Source organism: Streptomyces sp. S186 (assembly GCF_051603415.1).
Classification (GTDB): domain Bacteria; phylum Actinomycetota; class Actinomycetes; order Streptomycetales; family Streptomycetaceae; genus Streptomyces.
This window is the reverse complement of sequence record NZ_CP193932.1, coordinates 656,171-678,702: the sequence shown is the minus strand read 5'-3', so window position 1 is coordinate 678,702 and position 22,532 is coordinate 656,171. Positions and strand designations below refer to the sequence as shown.

Below are 22,532 nucleotides of genomic sequence, written 5' to 3'. Positions count from 1 at the left end.
AAGAGGGATGGACGCCCGGCCGAACGTTTCGGCTGCCCACCTCCCCGAGGAGGCCCCACCCCATGGATGCCGCACCCGCCACCGCGACCGGGGACTCGCCGCCCGCCGCGAAGGACGAAGAGCCCCCGATCCACGTCCTCTGGATCAACGCCGGCCTGAGCTGCGACGGCGACTCGGTGGCGCTGACCGCCGCGACCCAGCCGAGTATCGAGGAGATCGCGCTCAGCGTGCTCCCGGGCCTGCCCAAGGTCCAGGTCCACTGGCCGCTCATCGACTTCGAATGCGGCCCGGTTCAGGGCGCCGACACGTTCATCGAGTGGTTCTTCAAGGGCGAACGCGGCGAGATCGACCCGTTCGTCCTGGTCATCGAGGGTTCCGTCCCCAACGAGGCGATCAAGCCGGAGGGCTACTGGTGCGGCTTCGGCGACGACCCCGCCACCGGGCAGCCGATCACCACCAGTGAGTGGATCGACCGGCTGGCGCCCAAGGCGCTCGCCGTCGTCGCCATCGGCACCTGCGCCACCTACGGCGGCATCCACGCCATGGCCGGCAACCCCACCGGCGCCATGGGCGTGCCCGACTACCTGGGGTGGGACTGGAAGTCCAGGGCGGGCATCCCGATCGTGTGCGTGCCGGGCTGCCCGATCAAGCCGGACAACTTCGCCGAGACGCTGGTCTACCTGCTCTACCAGGCGGCCGGCGCGGCCCCGATGATCCCGCTGGACGACCAGCTGCGGCCCACCTGGCTCTTCGGCGAGACCGTGCACGAGGGCTGCGACCGGGCCGGCTACTACGAACAGGGCGAGTTCGCCACCAGTTACGACTCGCCCACGTGTCTGGTGAAGGTCGGCTGCTGGGGTCCCGTGGTCAAATGCAATGTGCCCAAGCGGGGCTGGATGGACGGCATCGGTGGCTGTCCGAACGTCGGCGGGATCTGCATCGCCTGCACCATGCCCGGCTTCCCCGACAAGTTCATGCCGTTCATGGACGAGCCGCCCGGCGCCAAGCTCTCCAGCACCGCCAGCTCCGCGTACGGCACCGTCGTCCGCCGACTGCGCGACATCACGGCCCGCACCGTCGACCACGAACCCCGGTGGCGGCACCGCGGCGAGAAGCTGACCACCGGCTACCGCCGCCCCTGGTGACCACACCGCTCCTTGACGCTCCGTCAGATCACCGCTCCGGCAAGCGAAGAAGGGCATGGCACAGACAATGGCAGCGAAGACCAAGACGGCCGGCGACGGCAGCGGTCTGACGGAGATGTCCTGGGACCCGATCACCCGGATCGTGGGCAGCCTGGGCATCCACACCAAGATCGACTTCAGGCAGAAGCGGGTCGCGGAGTGCTACAGCACCTCGTCCGTCTTCCGCGGCTACAGCGTCTTCATGCGCGGAAAGGACCCGCGCGACGCGCACTTCATCACCAGCCGGATCTGCGGCATCTGCGGCGACAACCACGCCACCTGCTCCGTCTACACCCAGAACATGGCCTACGGGGTGAAGCCCCCGCACCTCGGCGAATGGATCATCAACCTCGGCGAGTCCGCGGAGTACATGTTCGACCACAACATCTTCCAGGAGAACCTGGTCGGGGTCGACTACTGCGAGAAGATGGTCCGCGAGACCAACCCGGGCGTCTGGGAGCTGGCACAGCGCACCGAGGCCCCGCACGCCGGCGACCACGGCTACCGCACCATCGCCGACATCATGACCGCCCTCAACCCCATCGAGGGAGAGTTCTACCGCGAGGCCCTCCAGGTCAGCCGCTACACCCGGGAGATGTTCTGCCTGATGGAGGGCCGCCATGTGCACCCCTCCACGCTCTACGCGGGCGGCGTCGGCACCGTCGCCAGCGTCCAGCTCTTCACCGACTACCTCAGCCGGCTGATGCGCTACGTCGAGTTCATGAAGCGCGTGGTGCCGCTCCACGACGACCTCTTCGACTTCTTCTACGAGGCGCTGCCCGGCTACGAGGAGGTCGGCCGGCGCCGGGTGCTGCTCGGCTGCTGGGGCGCCCTCAACGACCCCGAGCACTGCGACTTCACCTACCGCAACATGTCGGACTGGGGCCGGAAGATGTTCGTCACCCCGGGCATCATCGTCGACGGCAAGCTCGTCACCAACGACCTCACCGAGATCAACCTCGGCATCCGCATCCTGCTCGGCAGCTCCTACTACCAGGACTGGGAGGGCCAGGAGAAGTTCGTCACCCACGACCCGCTCGGCAACCCCGTCGACGCCCGCCACCCCTGGAACCAGCACACCATCCCCGCCCCGCAGAAGCGGGACTTCAACGACAAGTACAGCTGGGTGATGTCGCCGCGCTGGTTCGACGGCAAGGAGCACCTGGCGCTGGACACCGGCGGCGGCCCGCTCGCCCGCCTGTGGTCCACCGCGCTCAACGGCCTGGTCGACACCCCGTACGTCAAGGCCACCGGCAACAGCGTCGTCATCGACCTCCCGCGCAGCATGACCAGGCCCGAGACCCGCTTCGAATGGCAGATCCCGAAGTGGAGCAACGCCCTGGAACGCAACCGCGCCCGCACCTACTTCCAGGCGTACGCGGCGGCCATGGCGCTGCACTTCGCCGAGCAGGGACTGGAGGAGGTCCGCGCCGGGCGCACCCAGACCTGGGAGAAGTTCGAGGTGCCCGACGAGTCCATCGGCTGCGGCTTCACCGAGGCGGTGCGCGGCGTCCTCTCCCACCACATGGTCATCCGCGACGGGAAGATCGCCAACTACCACCCGTACCCGCCGACGCCCTGGAACGCCAGCACCCGTGACTCCTACGACACCCCCGGCCCCTACGAGGACGCCGTCCAGAACACCCCGATCTTCGAGGAGAACACCCCGGAGAACTTCAAGGGCATCGACATCATGCGGACGGTGCGCAGCTTCGACCCGTGCCTGCCCTGCGGCGTCCACATGTACGGCGGCGGCCGGACCCTGAAGACCCTGCACGTCCCCACCGGGCTGAGCGGGCTGGCCGGATGACCGCGCCGGACGCTGCCCCGGACGCCGAACTGACCGGCCGCCGGGTCGAGGAACTGCTGGCCCGGCTCACCGAGCACGGCGACGCCGCCACCGCCGCGGCCGCCGAGGAACTCGTCCGGGTCCTGATGGACTTCTACGGCGCGGGACTCACCCGCATCATGCACCTGGTCGAACGGCGCACCGGCACCGAGGGGCCACGCCCGGCGCTGCTGGGCGACGCGCTGGTCAGCAGCCTGCTGGTGCTGCACGACCTGCACCCGGAGGACGCCGCCACCCGCGTCGGGCGGGCCCTGGCGAGCGTTCGGGCCCAGGACGCCGTCGAGGTCGCGGAGTTCGCGCCGGATACCGGGGCGCTGCGGCTGCGGGAGAGCGGATCCGGCGGCTGCTGCGGCGGCGGTGCCACCGACCGGCGCGCGGTGGAGGGCGCGCTGTCCTGCTTCGCGCCGGAGGTGACCTCCGTCGAGTGGGAGGCGTACCGCGCCGCGCCGGCGCCGCCGCTGCTGCAGATCTCCCGCCGACCGCCGACCGCCGCCACGGCCTCGTGAACGCCCGGCCGCCCGCCGCCGCCCACCGCGGCCTGCGGCGCTTCCGGGCCCCCGCGCCCCCGCCGCCCGAACGCTGCGAACTGTGCGGCACCGAACTCACCGGCCGGCACCGGCACCTGGTCGACACCAGGAACCGCGGGCTGGCCTGCGCCTGCCCGCCCTGCGCGCTGCTCTTCGAGCGGCCCGGTGCCGGCGCCGGGCAGTTCCGCACCGTCCCCGACCGCTGTCTGACCGACCCCGGCCACCGCCTCGACGACGCGATCTGGGACCGGCTGCGGATCCCCGTGGGCGTCGCCTTCCTGCTGGACAACTCCGCGCTGGGCCGGGTGGTGGCGCTCTACCCCAGCCCGGCCGGCGCCACCGAGAGCGAACTCGACCCGGCCGCCTGGCAGTCCGTGCGCGACGCCACCCGCCTGGCCGGGCTGCTCGCCCCCGACGTCGAGGCCCTGCTGCTGCACCGCGGCGCCGGCCGCACCGACTGCCACCTGATCCCGGTCGACCTCGCCTACGAACTCACCGGCCGGCTGCGGCTGTTGTGGCGCGGCTTCGACGGCGGCGCCGAGGCCCGCGCGGCGCTCGCGGACTTCTTCGCCGAGATCGCCCGCCGCGCCCGGGAACCCCGGGAGGAGGCCCACCGGCCGTGACCGAGCTGTCCTTCGTCTGCACCGGCGTCCGCGCCGACCGCTACGCCGCCGCCCCCACCCTCCTGTTCCGGCTGCGGATCACCGCCGCCGACCGGGCCAGGGTGCACGCCCTGGCACTCCGCTGCCAGCTGCGCATCGAACCGGCCCGGCGCGACCACGACCCCGAGGAGGCCGCCGCGCTGGCCGACCTCTTCGGCGCCCGGTCCCGCTGGGGCAGCACCCTCAAACCCCTGCAGTTCGCCCAGGTCTCGCTCGTCGTCCCCGGTTTCACCGGCGAGACCGAGGTGGACCTGCCGGTGCCGTGCGGCTACGACCTGGAGGTGGCCGCCGGCCGCTATCTCCACGCGCTGCGCGACGGCGAGGTGCCGCTGCTGCTGCTCTTCTCCGGCACCGTCTTCGCCGGCCCGGGCGGCTTCCAGGTCTTCCCGGTGCCCTGGCACAAGGAGGCCGAGTGCCGGCTCCCGACCGCCGTGTGGCGGGAGATGACCGACACCCACTTCCCCGGCTGCGGCTGGCTGCGGCTCCCACGGGAGACCCTGGACGCCCTGCTGGCGTTCCGCTCCCGGCACGCCCTGCCGTCCTGGGAAGCCACCGTCCGGGCGCTGCTGGCCGCCGCGGACGGCACAGGCCCCGCCGCCCGGGGCTTCCCCGCCGTCGCCCGCCCCGCCACCGAGAGGACCGCGCCGTGACGACGCCCGCGCCCACCGACATCCTGACGGAACGGTTCGCCGCCGCCCGGCAGGTCGCGGACGCCGTGCTGTTCGAGGGCTACGTCCTCTACCCCTACCGGGCCTCGGCCGCCAAGAACCGGCTGCGCTGGCAGTTCGGCGTCCTCGTCCCGCCCCGCTGGGGCGCCGACCGCGCCGAGCACTCCCACCAGCGCACCGAATGCCTCATGGAGCCCCGCTCCGGCGCCCGGCTCACCGCCGAACTGCGGTTCCTGCGCACCCGGCGCCGCACCGTCCAACTCCTCGGCCCCGACGGGGAGTTCACGACCGTAGCGGAACTGGAACTGCCCGACCGGGTGCTGGTCCCCTGGGACGAGGGCACCGAGGAGCGCTGCCCGGTCGACGTCCCCGTGGCCGAGCTGGCGGGCGACGGCGTCACCGTCCCGTTCACCCGGCCCGCCGGCGAGGAGACCGAGCCGGTGCACGACGCGGACGGGCGGCCGGTGGGCCGGCTGGTGCGCCGCCGCGAGGAGATCAGCGGCGAACTCCGGCTGACCGCACGGGAGATCGACGGCCCGTACACGGTGCTGAAACTGACAGCGACGGTGGAGAACACCAGCACCTGGACCCCGGACCCGGCGGCCGCCGACCGGGACGCGGCCCTGCCCCGCTCACTGGTCGGCGCGCACCTCCTCCTCGGCCTGAGCGCCGGCCGGTTCCTCTCCCAGGCCGACCCGCCCGAATGGGCCCGGGGCGCGGTCGCCGGCTGCCGCAACGAGCACACCTGGCCGGTACTGGCCGGCCCGCCCGGCAACGCCGAGGTGGTGCTGTCCGCCCCGATCATCCTGGAGGACCACCCCGCCCTCGCCCCCGAGAGCCCCGGCGCCCTCTACGACGCCCTGGAGATCGACGAGATCCTCGCCCTGCGCACCGCCACCCTCACCGACCGGGAAAAGCGCGAGGCCCGCGGCACCGACCCCCGGGCCGCCGAGGTGATCGACCTCGCCGACGGGATGCCCCCCGAGGTGCTGGAGCGGCTGCACGGCGCCGTACGGGCCCTGCGCGAGGTCACCGGCCCGGACCCGGAACCGGCCCGTCCCGACACCCCCTGGTGGGACCCGGGCGGCGACCGTGACGTGGACCCGCTGACCGACCGGATCACCCTCGACGGCCGCCCGGTCGGCGCCGGCAGCCGGGTGGCCCTGCGCCCCGGCCGCCGCCGCACCGACGCCCAGGACCTCTTCCTGCACGGACGCACCGCCGTCGTCGAGGCCGTGCTGCACGACGTCGACGGCGGGGTGCACCTCGCGGTCACCGTCGAGGGCGACCCGGGCGCCGACATCCGGCGCGAACAGGGCCGCTTCCTCTACTTCCAACCCGACGAACTCGCGCCCCTGGAGGACGAGTGAGCAGCCAGCCGCCCGGCCGCACAGTGCTTTTCCCGCCCGGCCCCCTTGTGTCTCTCCCGCCCGACCGCACTGTGTCTCTCCCACCCGACCGCACCCTGATTGCCGGCGTCGGCAACGTTTTCCTCGGCGACGACGGCTTCGGCGTCGAGACCGTCCGCGCGCTCGGGGCGCACCCCCTGCCCGACCGCGTGGAACTGGTCGACGCCGGCGTCCGCGGCGTCCACCTCGCCTACCGGATGCTGGACGGCTATACGACGGTGCTGCTGGTGGACGCCGCGGCGCGCGGCGGCGAACCCGGCTCGCTCTACCTCCTCGACGCCACCGACCCCGCCGACGCCACCGCCCGCCCCGGCAACACCCCGATCGACGCCCACCACATGACCCCGGACGCCGTCCTGGCCCTGCTGGACACGCTCAGCGCCGGCACCGGCGCCCGCCGCCCGGAACGCGTCCTGGTCGTCGGCTGCGAACCCGCCGACACCACCGAGGGCATGGGCCTGAGCGCACCCGTCGCCGCCGCCGTCGACGAGGCCGTCCGGCTCGTGCTGCGGCTGGTCGGCGCGGACGCACCCGAGCCGGCCGCCGCCGGCCCGTCACCCGCCACCAGTGAGAGGAACCCGACATCATGTTGAAGCTCGTCCTCGGCGGCGCCCTGGCCGCCGCCCTCGCCCTCGCCCTGCGCAACCTGCCCGACCTCAGGCGCTATCTGCGGATGCGCGCCATGTGACGCGCCGCCCCAAGGGCGGCCATGGGCGGCGGGCGCGCTGCACCGAACGTGTACGCCGCCGTGCCGCCCCGGCGAGGCACCCCGGACGCCCCGGTGCCGCCCCGTCTAATGAAGCCAGCGGCAACCGGTCGTCACACCCGAGAGAGACGGACCGATGCACGAGATGTCCATCGCGCTGGCGGTCATCGACCAGGTGGAGAGCGCGGTCCGGCCGGCCGGCGCGACCGCGGTCCGCAGCGTCCGCCTGGAGATCGGCGAACTGGCCGGCGTGGTCCCCGACGCCCTGGCCTTCTCCTTCCGGCTCGCCTGCGAGGGCACAGCGCTGGCCGGCGCCGAGCTGCGCACCGAACCCGTCCCGGCCCGCGCCCGCTGCGGATCCTGCGAGGGCACCTGGCCGACGGGCATGCCGCCGAGCCTGAGCTGCCCCGGGTGCGGCGGGGCGGGCGTCGAGCTGCTCTCCGGCCGCGAACTGCGGATCGCCGACGTCAGCTGGCACGACGACGCCCCGGTACCCACACCGACGCACGAGGAGCGCTGATCCCATGTGCCGTGTCCTTGACCTGCAGCAGGCGGTGCTCGCCAAGAACGACGCCTGCGCCCACACCCTGCGCGAGGAACTGGCGGCCCGCGGCACCGCGGTCGTCAACCTGCTCTCCAGCCCCGGCAGCGGCAAGACCGCCTTACTGGAACGGGAGTTGACGCTGGCGCGGGAGCGCGGGGTGCCGGTCGCGGCGCTCACCGCCGACCTGGCCACCGAGAACGACGCGGTACGGCTGGCCCGCTCCGGAGTCCCCGTCAAACAGGTGCTCACCGACGGGCTGTGCCACCTGGAGGCCGAGATGCTCGGCGGCCATCTGGACGGCTGGCTCCCCACCGGCACCCGGCTGCTGTTCGTCGAGAACGTCGGGAACCTCGTCTGCCCGGCCTCCTACGACCTGGGGGAGACCCTGCGGGTGGTGCTGGCCTCGGTGACCGAGGGCGAGGACAAACCGCTGAAGTACCCCACCGCGTTCGGGCTGGCCCACCTGGTCCTGATCACCAAGTCCGACATCGCCGCGGCGGTGGACTTCGACGAGGCGGCGTTCCGCGGCAACGTGGAACGCGTCAACCCCGGCGCCGAGGTCGTCCGCACCTCGGTCCGCGGCGGCGAGGGCGTCGGCGCGCTGCTGGACCGGGCGCTGGCGGCCCGGGAGGGCGGGCCGGCGCACATCCCGGTGATGACCCGCCGGTCGCACCACGTCCACGACGGCCCGGCGGACCGGGCCGGCGACCGCGGCACGGTGGGGTCGAGCCGCTCATGACCGGCGGGCAGCCCGGTGCCGGCGCCGCTCCGCACGCCGAGGAGGCGCCGACCGCCACCGCGGACCCCGCAACGGCCCCCGGACCGGACGGTGCCCGCCGCCGGATCACCGTCCGCGGCATCGTCCAGGGCGTGGGCTTCCGCCCGTTCGTCCACGCCCTCGCCACGGAGTCGGGCCTGTCCGGACACGTCAGCAACACCGGCGAGGGCGTGGTCACCGAGGTCGAGGGGCCGCCCGCCGCACTGCGCCGCTTCGAGGCGCGGCTGAGTGCCGAGGCGCCGCCGCTGGCGGTCGTGGAGACGGTGGACGGCGAGGACATCCCGGTCGCCGGCGGCACCGGCTTCACCATCCTGCCCTCCCGCACCGGCGGCCCCGCCCGCACCCTGGTCGCCCCGGACGCCGCCACCTGCGACGCCTGCGTGGCCGAGCTGACCGACCCCGCCGACCGCCGCTACCGCCACCCCTTCATCACCTGCACGCACTGCGGACCGCGCTTCACCATCGTCCGCGCGCTGCCCTACGACCGCGCCCACACCACCATGGCCGGCTTCCCGATGTGCCCGCGCTGCGCGGCCGAGTACGCCGACCCGGCCGACCGGCGGTTCCACGCCCAGCCCGTCGCCTGCCACGACTGCGGGCCCCGGCTGCGCCTGCTGGCCGACGACCCGGACGCGCCCGGCGGTCCGCCGCGCCCGGTGCCCGGCGACCCGGTGGCCGGCGCCCGGCGGCTGCTCGCCGCGGGCGCGATCGTCGCCGTCAAGGGGCTCGGCGGCTACCACCTGGTGTGCGACGCCGGCGACGACCGCGCGGTGGCCGAGCTGCGCCGCCGGAAGGCCCGCGGCGAGCAGCCGTTCGCGCTGATGGCCCGTCAACTCGACGAGGTGGCAGGGCTGGTGGAGATCGGACCGGCGGAGCGGGCGCTGCTCACCGGTCCGGTGCGGCCGATCGTGCTGCTGCGCCGGCGGCCCGGTGGGCCCGGGCCCGGGGCGCCCACCGTCTCCGAGGCCGTCGCCCCCGGCTGCCCCGACCTGGGGGTGATGCTGCCCTACACCCCGCTGCACCACCTGCTCTTCGGCCTGCCGGGCGACCCCGAGGGCCCCCGGCTGCTGGTGATGACCAGCGGCAACGTGTCCGGCGACCCGCTCGTCACCGACGACACGGACGCCCTTACGCGGCTGGCGCACCTGACGGACGCCTGGCTCGCCCACGACCGGGCGATCGAGGTGCCCTGCGACGACTCGGTGGTCCGGGTCAGCGACGGCGAACCGCTGTACGTCCGGCGCTCGCGCGGCTGCGCCCCGTACCCGGTGCCGCTGCCGGTGCCGGTCCGGCCCGCGCTGGCCACCGGCGGCGACCTGAAGACCGTGCTGTGCCTGGGGGAGGGGCGCCGGGCCTGGCTCTCGGCGCACATCGGCGACATGGACGACCTGGCCACCCAGCTGGCGTTCGAGCGGGCCGGCGAACACCTGGAGACCCTCACCGGAGTCCGGCCGCGGCTGCTCGCCACCGACCGGCACCCCGGCTACCGCACCGGCCAGTGGGCCCGCCGGCACACCCGCGGCCGGCCGCTGGTCCGGGTCCAGCACCACCACGCGCATATCGCCGCCGCCATGGCCGAACACGGCCTGGACGGCCGGCAGCCGGTGATCGGCGTCGCCTTCGACGGCACCGGCTACGGCGACGACGGCGCCATCTGGGGCGGCGAGGTCCTGCTCGCCGACTACGCCGGCTACCGCCGCTTCGCCCACCTCGGCTACGTCCCGCTGCCCGGCGGCGACACCTCCGTCCGCCGTCCCTACCGGATGGCCCTGGCCCACCTGCGCGCCGCGGGCCTCCCCTGGACCGCCGAGCTGCCCCCCGTCGCCGCCTGCCCGCCCGACGAACTTCGGCTGCTGGCACGGCAGTTGGAGCGCGACATCAACTGCGCGCCGACCTCCAGCATGGGCCGGCTCTTCGACGCGGTCTCCTCGCTCGCCGGGATCTGCCACCACGCCGGCTACGAGGCCCAGGCCGCCGCCGCGCTGGAGGCCGCCGCCCGCGCCGGCGGCGACCACGGGCCCGGCTACGCCTTCGCGGTGCGCACCGACGCCCCCACCGCCGGCGGCGCGCTGGTCGCCGACCCCGCACCCGTCCTGGCCGCGGCCGCCGAGGACGTCCGCGCCGGCGCCCGCCCGGAACGGGTCGCGGCCCGGTTCCACGCCGCGGTCGCCGGGCTGGTCCGGCGGGTGTGCGGACTGGCCCGGGAGCGCACCGGCCTGTCGACCGTGGCGCTGACCGGCGGGGTCTTCGTCAACACCCTGCTGGCCGAGTCCGCCGCCCGGACGCTGCGCGAGGACGGCTTCACCGTGCTGCGGCACCGCCTGGTCCCGCCCAACGACGGCGGACTGGCCCTCGGTCAGCTGCTGGTCGCGGCGCGGAGGCGCGGCGCCTGACCCCCGTATCCACCCGAACCCGCATCCGCACGACGAGGAGGAGCCATGTGCCTGGCGGTGCCCGGCAAAGTGATGGAGATCGAGGAACGGGAGGGCACCCGGATGGCCACCGTCGACTTCGGCGGGGTGGTCAAGGAGGTGTGCCTGGAATACCTGCCGGACCTCGCGGTCGGCGAGTACGCCATCGTCCACGTGGGCTTCGCGCTGCAGCGGCTCGACGAGGAGTCGGCCCGCCGGACCCTGGCCCTCTTCGAGGAACTCGGGCTGCTCCAGGAGGAGTTCGGCGACCCGTGGGAAGCGGCCGCCGACCAGGACCGACCGCAGGTACAGGAGGCCCGGCGGTGAAGTACATCGAGGAGTTCCAGAACCCGGAGCTGGCCCGCCGGCTGCTGGACGACATCCGCGCCACGGTGACCCGGCCGTGGGCGCTGATGGAGGTCTGCGGCGGCCAGACGCACAGCATCATCCGGCACGGCATCGACCAACTCCTGCCCGAGGAGGTCGAGTTGATCCACGGGCCGGGCTGCCCGGTGTGCGTCACACCGCTGGAGGTCATCGACAAGGCACTGGAGATCGCCTCCCGGCCCGGGGTGATCTTCTGCTCGTTCGGCGACATGCTGCGGGTCCCCGGCACCGACCGCGACCTGTTCAGGGTACGCGGGGAGGGCGGCGACGTCCGCGTCGTCTACTCCCCGCTGGACGCGCTGAAGACCGCCCAGCAGAACCCGGACCGTGAGGTGGTCTTCTTCGGCATCGGCTTCGAGACCACCGCCCCGCCCAACGCCATGACGGTCCATCAGGCCCACCGGCTGGGCGTCCGCAACTTCAGCATGCTGGTCTCGCACGTCCGGGTGCCTCCCGCCATCGAGGCGATCATGTCCTCGCCGAGCTGCCGGGTCCAGGGCTTCCTCGCCGCCGGCCACGTGTGCAGCGTGATGGGCACCGACGAGTACCCGGCGCTCGCCGACCGCTTCCGGGTGCCGATCGTCGTCACCGGCTTCGAGCCGCTGGACATCCTGGAGGGCATCCGCCGCACCGTCCGCCAGCTGGAGCGCGGCGAGCACACCGTCGACAACGCCTATCCGCGCGCCGTCCGCGCCGCCGGCAACCCGGCCGCCCGGGCCATGCTGGCCGACGTCTTCGAGATCACCGACCGGGCCTGGCGGGGCATCGGCACCATCCCGGCCAGCGGCTGGCGGCTCGCCGACCGCTACCGCGACCACGACGCCGAACACCGCTTCCCGGTCGGGGACATCGCCACCCGCGAGCCGGCCGCCTGCCGCAGCGGCGAGGTCCTGCAGGGGCTGCTCAAACCCCACGAGTGCGAGGCGTTCGGCACCACCTGCACCCCGCGCACCCCGCTCGGCGCCACCATGGTCTCCAGCGAGGGCGCCTGCGCCGCCTACTACCTGTACCGCCGGCTCGGCAGCACGCCGACCCCCTTGGAGGCGACCCCCGTTGTCTGACATCACCTCCCCGACCCCCGCCGCCGCCCAGGGCCCCCGCGGCCTGCCCACCGTCGACATCTCCGGCTGGACCTGTCCGACCCCGCTGCGCGAGACCCCCCGCGTCGTCATGGGCCACGGCGGGGGCGGGGTGCTCTCCGCCGAACTCGTCCAGCAGATCTTCGCGCCGGCCTTCGGCGGCGAACTCCTCGCCCAGCTCGGCGACTCCGCGGTCTTCTCGCTAGGCGGGCAGCGCCTGGCGTTCTCCACCGACTCCTACGTCGTGCGGCCGCTGTTCTTCCCCGGCGGCAGCATCGGCGACCTCGCCGTCAACGGCACCGTCAACGACCTCGCCATGAGCGGCGCCCGGGCCGCCTACCTCTCCTGCGGCTTCATCCTGGAGGAGGGCGTGGAGATGCCGGTGGTCGCCGGCGTCGCCGACGCGATGGGTGCCGCGGCCCGCGCCGCCGGCGTGGAGGTGGCCACCGGCGACACCAAGGTCGTCGAGGCCGGCCGCGGCGACGGCGTCTATCTCAACACCGCCGGCATCGGCGTGATCCCGCCCGGCGTCGATCTGCGGCCGCAGCGAGTGGTGCCCGGCGACGTGGTGATCGTCAGCGGCGACATCGGTGTCCACGGAGTGGCCATCATGAGCGTCCGCGAGGGCCTGGAGTTCGGCGCGGAGATCGAGAGCGACTGCGCGGCGCTGGGCGGCCTCGTCCAGACGATGCTCGCGGTCACCCCCGACCTGCATGTGCTGCGCGACCCCACCCGCGGCGGGCTGGCCGCCGCGCTCAACGAGATCGCCACCGCCTCCGCCACCGGCGTGGTCATCGACGAGCGCGCCGTCCCCGTCCCACCGGTCGTCGCCAACGCCTGCGCCATCCTCGGCCTCGACCCGATGTACGTCGCCAACGAGGGCAAGCTGGTGGCGTTCGTCCCCCGCGAGCACGCCGACGCGGTGCTGGACGCGATGCGCGCCCACCCGCTGGGCGCCGGGGCCACGGTGATCGGCGAGGCGGTCGCCGCCCACCCCGGCATGGTGGTGGCCCGCACCTCGCTCGGCGGTACGCGGGTGGTCGATCTGCCGATGGGCGAGCAGCTGCCCCGCATCTGCTGAGCCGGCCACGGCGCCGGTCCGGGCGCCGGCCGCCGGGACGCGGGCGCGCCCTCCGGCGACCGGTGCCGTCCGGGCCCCTGACCTCCGCGCCCGGCGCCGCTACGGTGCGCACATGAGCCGGTTGACGATCGCGGTGCACCATGTGCGGGCGGCGCTGGGCGGGGCACGGCGGCTGGGCATCGACCCCGTGCCGCTGCTCCAGGGCGCGGGGATCCCTCCGCTGCTGCTCGCCGACGACCGGGCCCGGGTCACCGGGGAGCAGTTCGCCCGCCTGATCCGGGCCCTGCACCGGGCCACCGACGACGAGTTCCTGGGCCTGGGCCCGGCACCCAGCCGCCGCGGCACCTTCGCCATGATGTGCCAGACCTGCCTGGGCTGTCCGGACCTCGGCGCCGCCCTGGACCGGGCCACCCGCTTCTACCGGCTCTTCCCCGGCGGCCCCGACCTCGCCGTGGCGGCCGGCCCGGACGACGGGCTCGCCGTCCTCACCGTCCGCAGCGAGCTGCACCGCCACGACGAGGCCGTCTTCCTCGCCGCCTGCCTGCTGCTCATCTGGCACCGGCTCGCCGGCTGGCTGATCGGGCGCCGGATCCCGCTGCACTGGGTGCGGTTCGCCCACCCGGCCCCCGCGCACGCCGACGAGTACCCCGCCCTGTTCGGCTGCCCGGTCCGCTTCGGCGCCCCGCACACCGCGGCCGGCTGGGACGCCCACTGGCTCACCGCGCCGGTCGTCCGCGACCAGCCCGCGCTGGCCGCGCTGTTACGACGGGCCCCGGCCGACCTGCTGGCCCGCCGCGACTACGGCACCACCGTCGCCGAGCAGGTGCGCCGCGCCCTCGCCCAGGCGCTGCGGGCCCCGGCGCCGGCCCGGCTGCCGGAAGCCGCCGAGATCGCCGCCCGGCTGGCGGTCAGCCCGGCCACCCTGCGGCGCCGGCTGCGCGCCGAGGGCACCTCGTACCAGCGGCTCAAGGACGCGGTGCGCCGGGACGCCGCGCTCACCGCGCTGGCCGCCGGACAGGAGCCGATCGCCGCGCTCGCCGCCCGGATCGGCTTCTCCGAGGACACCGCCTTCCACCGCGCCTTCCGCCGCTGGACCGGCACCACGCCCGGCGCCTACCGCCTGGCCGGCGCCGCCCCGCCGCCCGGCGGCATCCCGCCGGCCGTCCCGCGCGGCCAGCAAAGCTGAGCGTTCCGGTCAGCGCCCGCCCCGCCCGGCGGTCACTACGGTCACCCCAACCACTCCTGCCCACCGGCAAGTTGGGAGAGCCGCATGCACCTTCGCGCCACCGCCCTGGGCACCGCCGCCGCGCTGGCCCTGACGCTCGGCACCGCCGGCGCCGCCACCGCGGGCCCGCCGCCGGCCGCGGCCGGCCGCCCCGGCGACATCGTCGCCGCCACCCCCACCGCGTTCCACCCCCTGCCCGGCCAGCCGACCCGCACCCGGGCCTGGCACCTCACCTACCGCTCCACCACCGCCAAGGGCACCCCCAACACCGTCTCCGGCACCGTCATCGTGCCCGACGACGGCCGCACCGGCCCCCGCCCGCTCGTCACCTACGCCGTCGGCACCGTCGGCCTCGCCGACTCCTGCGCCCCCTCGGCCGGCTTCCCCAAGGGCACCACCATGGAAGCCAACCTCATCCAGCAACTCACCGCCCGCGGCTGGGCAGTTGCGGTCACCGACTACGAGGGACTGGGCACCCCCGGCGACCACACCTACACCGTCGGACGCGCCGAGGGGCAGGCCGTCCTGGACGCCGCCCGGGCCGCCGAACGGCTCCCCGAAGCGGCCGCCGCGGGCGTCACCGCGGACTCCCCGGTCGGCATCATGGGCTACTCCCAGGGCGGCCAGGCCACCAGCTGGGCCGCCGAACTCCACCGTAGCTACGCCCCCGAACTCAAGGTCAGGGGCACCGCCACCGGCGGCGTCCCGGCCGATCTGCGCAAGGTCGCGGACGCCAACAACGGCAACATCGGCGCCGGACTGATCCTGATGGCCGCCATCGGCCAGAACGCCGCCTTCCCCGAACTGCGCCTGGACGACTACCTCAACGACCGCGGCCGGCACTACGTCTCCTACCTGCGCGAGCACTGCGTCGTCGTCGACGTCGCCGCCGGGCTCTTCAAGCGGATCTCCGACGTGACCGTCCGCAACCCGCTGGACCAGCCCGACTGGCAGGCCCGGCTACGGGAGTCCACCCTCGGCACCCGCGCCCCGGACGCGCCCGTGTACCTCTACCACGGCACCGCCGACGAGCTGATCCCGTACGCCGTCGGCCGGCAGCTGCGCGCCGACTGGTGCGCCCGGGGCGCCCGCGTCCAGTGGTCCTCGATCCCGCTCGGCGAACACGTCCTCGGCGCGATCGCCGGCGCCACCCCGGCCGCCGAGTGGCTCGCCGCCCGCTTCGCCGGCCGTCCGGCACCCGACAACTGCACCTGACCGAAGGAGGGTTGACGCACCGGGCCCGCGCCTCCGCCCCGCGGCGGCGCGGACCCGAGCGTGCGCGCGCCATGGCATGGACGTGCCCACCCGGCGTCTTCCGGCACCGGCGGGCACATCCTCGTGGGTCCCAGCGGGCCCTAGCGGGTGTCCCGCATCAGCCGGGAGCCGAACCAGTCGTCCTCGTCCCGGACGCCGGGCGGGACGAAGAAGTAGCCGCCGCCCTCGGGGGTGACGAAGCGGGACAGCGGTTCGTGCCGCAGCCGGCGCTGCACGGTGGCGAACTGCCGCTGCACGTTCTGCTGGTAGCCGCAGAAGACCAGCCCGAGATTCATCCGGCCCTGCCGGTCGTATCCCTGGTCGTAGTTGTAACTCCGGCGCAGGAAACGGGAACTGTCGGAGCGCGGGGTCCGCGGGTTGGCGAGCCGCATGTGCGAGTCGAGGGGGATGATCCGGCCGTCGGGGTCGTTGCCGTAGTCCGGTGCCTCGTCCTCCCGGTCGCCGCCCAGGGGCGCGCCGCCGGCCTTGCGCCGGCCGAAGATCCGCTCCTGGTGGTGCACCGGTACGTCGTCCCAGGCATCGCTGTCGAAGCGGATCAGCCGCAGCACCTGGTAAGTGCCGCCCTCGGCCCAGCGCGGCTCCCCGCACGGCGGGGTCACCCAGATCAGCCGGTCCATCTCCGCGTCCGAGTCGGTGTCGGGGTTGACGATGCCGTCCTTGAAGCCCAGGAAGTTCCGCGGCGCCCCCGAGGGCCGGGACGGGTTCATGAACGCGTCCATCCGCCACCGCGGCCGGATCATCCCGTGCGTCGCCCGGCCCAGGTCGCGCAGTACGTGCACGATCGCGTCCGGGTGCTCCGCGCAGACCTGGACCGACAAATCGCCGTGGCAGCGCGCCGGGTCCAGCCGGTCGTCGGGGAACGCCGGCATCGCCTTCAGATGCCGCGGCTTGTGCCCGGCCAGCCCGAACCGGTCGTCGAAGAGGGACGCCCCGAGGCCCACCGTGACGGTCAGCGAGTCCGGGGTCTGCGGCTCCGAGGCCGTCCGCTCGTCCTTCGGCTTCACCCCGGCGGACAGCACCCGGGACCGGTCGGTCAGCCTCTGCAACAGCCGGATCAGGCCCGCCCGGTCCTGCACCAGTACGTCGAACGCGGCGAAGCCGGCGAAGAGCTGCTGCGGGGTGAGGATGCCGGCCTGGTGGCGGCCGTGGAACGGGACCCGGTCCGGCGGCAGGTGCCGGCCGTCGGCGGACGGAGCCGGGGAGCGCTCCGGCGTCCGGCCCGCCGGGACGGCCGCCGCGGTGCCGCCGCCCAGTCCGGTGCCGGCCGCCGCCCCCGCGATCCCCGCCGCGTACTTGAGGAACCCCCGGCGCCCGCCGTCCTGCGCCGAGCCCGCCTCGTCGCCGGTCCGCTCAGATCTCATCGCCCAGCCATCCCCACTGCGGCCTCGACCGCCGGTGTCCGTGCCCTGCCTGCGCGATCCTCGCCGCCCGCCCGGCGCCGCCGGGGAACAACACGGCCGGGCCCACCGAAATCACGCCTGGGGAGGCCGCCCGGCCGCCGAACGGCGCAGGCCGCCGAGCCGCCGCCCCCGGCCGCTCCTAGCGTCGGCCGTGTGACCCGCCCGCCCCAGGAAGCCGCCGCGGAGGTGCCGCTGCGCATCGTCCGGGGGAGTGCCGAGCCCGAGGAGCTGGCCGCGCTCACCGTCGTCGTGTGCGGCCGGCTCGCCCTGGCCCGGGCGCTGGCCGACGGCAGCCACGAGGGGAACGGCGCCGACGGGCTCACCAAGCTCCAGCTGCGCAACCACCGTGCCCGCTCCGCGTGCTGGGCGGGTTGCTGGACCTGCGGGTGAGGACGTCCGGCGCATCGCAGCGGCCGGTCTCTCGTACGGCACACGGGGGGTGTGCGGCCGCGGATCGTGGGCAGGCGGCAGGCGGGAACGATCACGAATCGTGAGGAGCACCGTATGACCTTGCCGTGGCGGGAGGACGAGAGCTGGCGCCGCCGCTATCCGCAGCCCGGCCCCGACTGGACCGGCGGGATGCCGCAGGGCTCCACCGAGCCGCTGACGCCGATGGGGCGGATCGAGCAGTACGGGCGGATGGGCGGCGCCCTGCGGGGTGGCTGGATGGCGCCCTGGCAGCGGAAGGTGATCACCGCGTTCGTGGTCGGCGCGGTGGCGGTCGCGGTGGTCGCGGCCGGGCTGATCGCCTTCGGGTGAGGCCGGGCCCGGCGGCCGGCCGGGCCCGGCTCCGGGACGGGCCCTACGCGTCCGGACCGGGCGTCCGGCCCGCCCGCGGGGCCCAGCGCGCCGCGAGCAGGAACCCGGCGGCCCCGAGCAGCCCCGAGAAGTGGACGCCCGGCACCAGCCCGCCGGCCGTCAGCGTGCCGAAGACCGCGACACCGAGGACGCTGCCCAGCTGACGGGCGGCGCTGGAGACCGCGGGCGGTCGGTTGCGGGTAGGCGGCCCGCAGCAGCGCCAGCGACGCGGGCACCAGCCGGGCCGGCACCGCATCGCGACCGACAGCGTGAGCGCGCACCCGGCCGAGGCCGCCACGGTCACGGCCGGTCCGGCCAAGGTCCGCTGCGCGGGGCTGTTGGGTGCGGTGCCGGGCCTCCGGGGCAGGGGGTGTGTCCGGACTGCTGTCGCTTTACGTCCGGACACACCCCCTGCCCCTCCGACCCGTCCCCTCCCGTGAGTTGGGTGGATTCAACCCCGTTGCGACTGCACGCCCGGTGGGCCCCTGCGACCTCCGGACTGATGGGTGACCGTCTGCCGACGGGCGACGCCCACTTGATGAGCAACCGTCAGGGGACCACTCACATCAGCCCCCACTCACCGTGTCTATGACCACTCACGGGAGGGGACGGGTCGGAGGGACAGGGGTGTTCCGGACGTAAAGCGAAGCAGTCCGGAACACCCCTGCCCCGGAGGCCCGGCACCGCGGCCGAACAGCCCCGCGCAGCGGACCGGCCCGCCGCCAGGCGCCACGGCGCCGCATTCGGCTACGTATGACCAGGCCCCGCGCCGGCCGCGCGGGCCTCGCCGAGACCTTCGGACTCAGCCCCGGGCAGCTCGGTTAGGGCCTGCGTCGGAAGGCTCTTGCACCGCCGCCGCACTCTTCATACTGTCGCAACATTCGGCCACCCTCTGGCGCGAACCCGTCGAGTAGGGTCCTGACCAGCGCAGACAGCGAGTCGAGGAGGCCGTTCCGTGGCGGAGCGACAGAGGGCGGACGAGCCCGCCGGGGGCGCCGCGCCCGAAGTGCGGGCGCAGGAGCGCCGGTTGCGGCGCGACCTGGGGTTCTGGGGGCTGACGGGGATCGGCTTCTCCAACATCGTCGGCTCCGGCTGGCTGTTCGCCGCGATGTACGCCGCGCAGACCGCCGGCCCGGCCTCGCTGCTGTCCTGGGTGGGGGCGGGCCTGCTGTGCGGGCTGGTCGCCCTGGTCATGATCGAGCTGGGCGCGTCCCGGCCGGAGGGCGGCGGCACCGTCCGCTGGCCGCTGCTGGCCAACGGCCGGCTGGTCGGCACCCTCGTCGGCTGGTCGACGCTGCTGTCCGTGGGCGGCACCGCCGCCGAGATCAGCGCGATCATGCAGTACACCGCGCACTACATCCCGGGCCTCTACAACGGCCACACCCTCACCCTCGGCGGACTCGGCCTGGCCGCCGGGCTCAGCGTGCTGCTGACCGCGCTGAACTGGTTCGCGGTGCGGATGTTCGCGCGGATGAACAACCTGATCTCGATCTTCAAGATCGCGGTCCCGATCGTCACCGTCCTCGCGCTGCTGGCCTCCGGCTGGCACTCCGGCCGGCTCACCGACCACGGCGGCTTCGCCCCGTACGGCTATGTGGCCTGCCTGACCGCGCTGGCCGGCGGCGGCATCGTCTACTCCGTCAACGGCTTCCAGGCCGCGTTGGACTTCTCCGCCGAGACCCGCCACCCCCGCCGCACCCTCCCCTGGGCCGTCCTGGCCGGCATCGGCCTGGCCCTGCTGATGTACCTGGCGCTCCAGGTCGCGTACCTCTTCACCGTCCCCGAGCAGCTGCTCGGCGGCGGCTGGAAGGGCGTCTCCTTCGACTCGCCCTTCGGGCAGCTGGCGCTGATCCTCAACCTGCACTGGCTCTCCAGCCTGCTCTACGCCGACGCGGTGCTCTCGCCCGGCGGTTCGGCCTACGTCGGCGTGGCGATCGACGCCCGGCACACCTACGCGCTGGCCAAGAACGGCACCATCCCGCGCTACTTCATGAAGGTCGACGAGGGCTCCGGCATGCCGCGCCGGGCACTGGTGATCAACCTCGTGGTGATCGTGCTGTTCCTGCTGCCGTTCGGCGGCTGGCAGGACATCGTGAGCGTGATGGGCGACATGTACCTGCTGATCTACGCCGCGTCCGCGGTCGCCGTCGCGGTCTTCCGCACCGGAGCGGGCGGCGGGACCGCCGGCTGGGTCCGCGGGCTGCGCTGGATCGCCCCGCTGAGCTTCGTGGTGGCCAGCGAGTTCGTCTACTGGTCGGGCTGGCACGACCTGCGGCTGGCACTGCCGCTGGTCCTCGTCGGACTGCTGCTGTTCCTGGCAATGCGCCGGCCCGGCGCCCGGGCCGCGGAGAGCGACGGCGCCGGCCCCCGCCGCCCGCTCGCGGCCGAACTCCGCACCGGCGCCTGGCTGGTGGTCTACCTGCTCGCGCTCCTCGCGCTGTCCTGGCTGGGCACCTTCAAGGGCTCCGGGCAGCTGCCCGCCCCCTACGACTCGCTCGCCGTGGCCGCCGTCGCGCTGGCGGTCTTCTTCTGGGCGGTGCGCTCCGGCGTCGGCCACCTGACCGCGGCCCGGCAGCCGGCCGGCTAGGGCGTGTCCGATGGGTCATGGCCCGCCCCGGCGTCGTCAAGCGGATGCCGGACCCCCGAAATATGATGGGCCCATGCTTCGGCGTCGTCCCCCGCGGGCGGCGAGCGCCGACGATCTGCTCACCACGCTCGGGCGGCTGACCGCCCAGGCGCGGGAAGGCGCGGAGCTCCAGCGGGCCAGAGTGGAGCTGGCCGAGGTCCTGCAGCGCGAGATGCTGCCGGGCGCCCTGCCGGAGCTGCCCGGTCTGCGCACCGCCGCCACCTACGCCCCCGCCCGGCACGGCCTCGCCATCGGGGGCGACTGGTACGACGGGTTCCCGCTGCCGGACGGGGCGCTGGCCTTCTCCGTCGGCGACGTCCAGGGCCACGACGTCGAGGCGGCCGCGTTCATGGGGCAGATCCGGATCGGGCTGCGGGCCGTCGCCGCCCATGCCGCCGACCCCGGCGAGGTCCTCAGCCGCGCCAACGACCTGCTGCTGTCCATCGACTGCGAACTCTTCGCGACCTGCACCTTCGTCCGCTTCGACCCGCGGTCCTGGGAGTTGGCCAGCGCCCGCGCCGGACACGTCCCCGGTGTCTGGGCCACCACCGACCGGCGCTGGGGCCTGGCGGAGGACCCCGGCGGCATCCCGCTGGGCGTGCTGCCCGGTCAGCGGTATCCGGTCACCCGCCGTCGGCTCACCGCGGCGGGTGCGTTCGTGCTGCTCACCGACGGGGTGATCGAGGGCCCGAAGTTCCCCATCGAGGACGGGCTGGCGCAGGTGGTCCGGCTGGTCAGCGCCCAGGCCGGGGACGACCCGGACGAGATCGCCGGCGCGGTGATGTGCGTCGCCGAGCTGACCGGCCACACCGACGACGCCGCGGTGCTCGTGCTGAGCCACGACGCGGCAGGGCGCGGGGCCGGGTGAAGCGCGGGCCGGCCGCGCGTGTCGCGTCCGGCGGCCGGCCGGCGGCATTGTCTGATGGCGGATGTGGTGCGCACCGGGCAAATCCGTCGGCCGGCGTCGGCTGTCCTGGGGAACCTCGCGCTCGCCGCCGTCTACTACGGGGCCGCGAAGGTCGGTCTGCTGGAGCAGGTGGTGATCGCGGGTGCGGTGGTCACCCCCCTGTGGCCGCCCACGGGCATCGCCCTGAGCTGTCTGCTCTTGCTGGGCCTGTGGCTGTGGCCGGGCATCGCGCTCGGCACCGTACTGGTCATCTGGACGCTCACCAGGCCGGACCTGGCGGGCATCGGCGTGGTCGCGGGCAACACCCTCGCGCCGGTCTGCGCCTGCCTGATGCTCCGGCGGGTCGGCTTCCGCACCGAACTGGACCGGCTGCGCGACGGGGTCGCCCTGGTCACCCTCGGCGCCTTCGCCGCGATGGTGATCAGCGCGACGTTGGGCAGCGGCACCCAGGTCCTCACCGGGGCGCTGCCCGCCGGGGACTTCTGGCGGGCCTGGGCGGCCTGGTGGGTGGGCGACGCGATGGGCGTCCTGGTGATCGCCCCGCTGCTGCTCGCCTGCCGGACGATCCGGCCGCCGCGGGACGTGCCGCTGTACCGGTGGGCCGAGGCGGCGGCGCTGCTGGCGGTCACGGTGGTGGTCTCGCTGGTGAGCACCCGGACCTCGCTGTCGGTGCTGTTCCTGGTCTTCCCGCTGATCGTGTGGGCGGCGCTGCGGTTCCAGCTGGCGGGGGCGGCGCCCTGCGTGCTGGTGCTGTCGGTGTGCGCGATCAGCGCGGCGACCGGCCGCTACGGCCCGTTCACCGGGCACAGCCTGCTGGAGGCGATGGTCAACCTCCAGGCCCTCAACGCCTCCGCCGCGCTCACCGCGCTGCTGCTCTCGGCGATCGTCACCGAGCAGAACACCATCCGCCGGAGGATCGAGCAGGTCTGCCGGGAACTCGCCGAGGTGGTGGACCGGCTGGCACCGGGGGAGAGCCGGCGCCACTGGCCGCCCGAGCACTGACGGCCGGCCCGCCT

General features: G+C 74.5%; 23 protein-coding genes. 21 read left to right on the top strand and 2 right to left on the bottom strand.

Translation table 11 applies throughout. The annotated features are described in order from the left end of the window. Positions 1-62 precede the first annotated feature (62 nt). The 16 genes from ACRAS8_RS02965 to ACRAS8_RS02890 all read left to right on the top strand — a co-directional run bounded on the left by ACRAS8_RS02965 (position 63) and on the right by ACRAS8_RS02890 (position 15,725). Positions 63-1,145 carry a hydrogenase expression protein HypE gene (locus tag ACRAS8_RS02965; protein ID WP_438484172.1) on the top strand — a complete coding sequence of 361 codons (1,083 nt, stop codon included), beginning with the start codon at positions 63-65 and terminating at the stop codon, positions 1,143-1,145. A 67-nt stretch (positions 1,146-1,212) separates the two neighbouring features. Then, positions 1,213-2,994, top strand: coding sequence for a nickel-dependent hydrogenase large subunit (locus tag ACRAS8_RS02960; protein ID WP_438490333.1), 1,782 nt, complete (start codon positions 1,213-1,215; stop codon positions 2,992-2,994). Beyond that, entirely contained in the window at positions 2,991-3,539 is a 549-nt protein-coding gene (locus tag ACRAS8_RS02955) for a hypothetical protein (RefSeq protein WP_438484171.1), read from the top strand. Before ACRAS8_RS02960 ends, ACRAS8_RS02955 begins: the two co-directional genes overlap by 4 nt. Then, positions 3,536-4,183 carry a DUF5947 family protein gene (locus tag ACRAS8_RS02950; protein WP_438484169.1) on the top strand — a complete coding sequence of 216 codons (648 nt, stop codon included), beginning with the start codon at positions 3,536-3,538 and terminating at the stop codon, positions 4,181-4,183. Before ACRAS8_RS02955 ends, ACRAS8_RS02950 begins: the two co-directional genes overlap by 4 nt. Then, positions 4,180-4,872, top strand: a complete 693-nt coding sequence (locus ACRAS8_RS02945) for a DUF6084 family protein (RefSeq protein WP_438484168.1) — start codon at positions 4,180-4,182, stop codon at positions 4,870-4,872. The genes ACRAS8_RS02950 and ACRAS8_RS02945 overlap by 4 nt, the downstream gene beginning before the upstream one ends. Beyond that, the gene (locus ACRAS8_RS02940) at positions 4,869-6,260 is read left to right on the top strand and encodes a hypothetical protein (protein ID WP_438484167.1); all 1,392 of its coding nucleotides are present in this window, start codon (positions 4,869-4,871) and stop codon (positions 6,258-6,260) included. Before ACRAS8_RS02945 ends, ACRAS8_RS02940 begins: the two co-directional genes overlap by 4 nt. Before the next feature lie 71 nt (positions 6,261-6,331). After that, positions 6,332-6,892 carry a hydrogenase maturation protease gene (locus ACRAS8_RS02935; protein WP_438484166.1) on the top strand — a complete coding sequence of 187 codons (561 nt, stop codon included), beginning with the start codon at positions 6,332-6,334 and terminating at the stop codon, positions 6,890-6,892. Continuing rightward, entirely contained in the window at positions 6,886-6,987 is a 102-nt protein-coding gene (locus ACRAS8_RS02930) for a DUF6893 family small protein (protein WP_438484164.1), read from the top strand. The genes ACRAS8_RS02935 and ACRAS8_RS02930 overlap by 7 nt, the downstream gene beginning before the upstream one ends. Before the next feature lie 154 nt (positions 6,988-7,141). Further along, the gene (locus ACRAS8_RS02925) at positions 7,142-7,525 is read left to right on the top strand and encodes a hydrogenase maturation nickel metallochaperone HypA/HybF (protein ID WP_438484163.1); all 384 of its coding nucleotides are present in this window, start codon (positions 7,142-7,144) and stop codon (positions 7,523-7,525) included. Positions 7,526-7,529: 4 nt separating this feature from the next. Then, positions 7,530-8,288 carry a hydrogenase nickel incorporation protein HypB gene (hypB, locus tag ACRAS8_RS02920; protein WP_438484161.1) on the top strand — a complete coding sequence of 253 codons (759 nt, stop codon included), beginning with the start codon at positions 7,530-7,532 and terminating at the stop codon, positions 8,286-8,288. Continuing rightward, complete coding sequence (gene hypF, locus ACRAS8_RS02915; protein ID WP_438484160.1) at positions 8,285-10,720, top strand: carbamoyltransferase HypF; 2,436 nt, start codon at positions 8,285-8,287, stop codon at positions 10,718-10,720. The genes hypB and hypF overlap by 4 nt, the downstream gene beginning before the upstream one ends. A gap of 45 nt (positions 10,721-10,765) precedes the next feature. Further along, positions 10,766-11,065, top strand: a complete 300-nt coding sequence (locus tag ACRAS8_RS02910; RefSeq protein ID WP_438484158.1) for a HypC/HybG/HupF family hydrogenase formation chaperone — start codon at positions 10,766-10,768, stop codon at positions 11,063-11,065. Further along, a complete protein-coding gene (hypD, locus tag ACRAS8_RS02905; protein WP_438484157.1) occupies positions 11,062-12,186 on the top strand; it encodes a hydrogenase formation protein HypD in 1,125 nt (374 codons plus the stop codon). The genes ACRAS8_RS02910 and hypD overlap by 4 nt, the downstream gene beginning before the upstream one ends. A 1-nt stretch (position 12,187) precedes the next feature. Beyond that, positions 12,188-13,285, top strand: coding sequence for a hydrogenase expression/formation protein HypE (gene hypE / locus ACRAS8_RS02900; protein ID WP_438490332.1), 1,098 nt, complete (start codon positions 12,188-12,190; stop codon positions 13,283-13,285). A 112-nt stretch (positions 13,286-13,397) separates the two neighbouring features. After that, the gene (locus tag ACRAS8_RS02895) at positions 13,398-14,471 is read left to right on the top strand and encodes an AraC family transcriptional regulator (protein ID WP_438484156.1); all 1,074 of its coding nucleotides are present in this window, start codon (positions 13,398-13,400) and stop codon (positions 14,469-14,471) included. A gap of 84 nt (positions 14,472-14,555) precedes the next feature. Further along, positions 14,556-15,725: a lipase family protein gene (locus tag ACRAS8_RS02890; protein WP_438484155.1), complete on the top strand. Its 1,170-nt coding sequence runs from the start codon at positions 14,556-14,558 to the stop codon at positions 15,723-15,725. Positions 15,726-15,865: 140 nt separating this feature from the next. Here ACRAS8_RS02890 and ACRAS8_RS02885 read toward each other — a convergent pair whose 3' ends face one another. Then, entirely contained in the window at positions 15,866-17,146 is a 1,281-nt protein-coding gene (locus ACRAS8_RS02885) for a Dyp-type peroxidase (protein ID WP_438484154.1), read from the bottom strand. Positions 17,147-17,338: 192 nt separating this feature from the next. Between ACRAS8_RS02885 and ACRAS8_RS02880 the strand changes: the two genes are divergently transcribed. Further along, positions 17,339-17,575, top strand: coding sequence for an acyl-CoA carboxylase subunit epsilon (locus ACRAS8_RS02880; protein WP_438484153.1), 237 nt, complete (start codon positions 17,339-17,341; stop codon positions 17,573-17,575). 114 nt (positions 17,576-17,689) lie between these two features. Further along, positions 17,690-17,944: a hypothetical protein gene (locus ACRAS8_RS02875; RefSeq protein WP_438484152.1), complete on the top strand. Its 255-nt coding sequence runs from the start codon at positions 17,690-17,692 to the stop codon at positions 17,942-17,944. 43 nt (positions 17,945-17,987) lie between these two features. Here the strand turns inward: ACRAS8_RS02875 and ACRAS8_RS02870 are convergent, their stop codons facing one another. Beyond that, positions 17,988-18,287, bottom strand: coding sequence for a hypothetical protein (locus tag ACRAS8_RS02870; protein WP_438484151.1), 300 nt, complete (start codon positions 18,285-18,287; stop codon positions 17,988-17,990). Positions 18,288-19,010: 723 nt separating this feature from the next. On the opposite strand from ACRAS8_RS02870, the gene ACRAS8_RS02865 reads away from it, so the two are divergent. The 3 genes from ACRAS8_RS02865 (at position 19,011) to ACRAS8_RS02855 (ending at position 22,518) form a co-directional block, all read left to right on the top strand. Next, positions 19,011-20,570, top strand: a complete 1,560-nt coding sequence (locus ACRAS8_RS02865; protein WP_438490331.1) for an APC family permease — start codon at positions 19,011-19,013, stop codon at positions 20,568-20,570. A 73-nt stretch (positions 20,571-20,643) separates the two neighbouring features. Beyond that, the gene (locus ACRAS8_RS02860; RefSeq protein ID WP_438484150.1) at positions 20,644-21,477 is read left to right on the top strand and encodes a PP2C family protein-serine/threonine phosphatase; all 834 of its coding nucleotides are present in this window, start codon (positions 20,644-20,646) and stop codon (positions 21,475-21,477) included. A gap of 63 nt (positions 21,478-21,540) precedes the next feature. Further along, positions 21,541-22,518: an MASE1 domain-containing protein gene (locus ACRAS8_RS02855; RefSeq protein WP_438490330.1), complete on the top strand. Its 978-nt coding sequence runs from the start codon at positions 21,541-21,543 to the stop codon at positions 22,516-22,518. Positions 22,519-22,532 lie beyond the last annotated feature (14 nt).

Coding starts and splice junctions, on each gene's coding strand:
- ACRAS8_RS02965 (WP_438484172.1), top strand. CDS start 63: ATGGATGCCGCACCCGCCACCGCGACCGGGGACTCGCCGCCCGCCGCG.
- ACRAS8_RS02960 (WP_438490333.1), top strand. CDS start 1,213: ATGGCAGCGAAGACCAAGACGGCCGGCGACGGCAGCGGTCTGACGGAG.
- ACRAS8_RS02955 (WP_438484171.1), top strand. CDS start 2,991: ATGACCGCGCCGGACGCTGCCCCGGACGCCGAACTGACCGGCCGCCGG.
- ACRAS8_RS02930 (WP_438484164.1), top strand. CDS start 6,886: ATGTTGAAGCTCGTCCTCGGCGGCGCCCTGGCCGCCGCCCTCGCCCTC.
- ACRAS8_RS02925 (WP_438484163.1), top strand. CDS start 7,142: ATGCACGAGATGTCCATCGCGCTGGCGGTCATCGACCAGGTGGAGAGC.
- hypB (WP_438484161.1), top strand. CDS start 7,530: ATGTGCCGTGTCCTTGACCTGCAGCAGGCGGTGCTCGCCAAGAACGAC.
- hypF (WP_438484160.1), top strand. CDS start 8,285: ATGACCGGCGGGCAGCCCGGTGCCGGCGCCGCTCCGCACGCCGAGGAG.
- ACRAS8_RS02910 (WP_438484158.1), top strand. CDS start 10,766: ATGTGCCTGGCGGTGCCCGGCAAAGTGATGGAGATCGAGGAACGGGAG.
- ACRAS8_RS02895 (WP_438484156.1), top strand. CDS start 13,398: ATGAGCCGGTTGACGATCGCGGTGCACCATGTGCGGGCGGCGCTGGGC.
- ACRAS8_RS02890 (WP_438484155.1), top strand. CDS start 14,556: ATGCACCTTCGCGCCACCGCCCTGGGCACCGCCGCCGCGCTGGCCCTG.
- ACRAS8_RS02885 (WP_438484154.1), bottom strand. CDS start 17,146: ATGAGATCTGAGCGGACCGGCGACGAGGCGGGCTCGGCGCAGGACGGC.
- ACRAS8_RS02875 (WP_438484152.1), top strand. CDS start 17,690: ATGACCTTGCCGTGGCGGGAGGACGAGAGCTGGCGCCGCCGCTATCCG.
- ACRAS8_RS02860 (WP_438484150.1), top strand. CDS start 20,644: ATGCTTCGGCGTCGTCCCCCGCGGGCGGCGAGCGCCGACGATCTGCTC.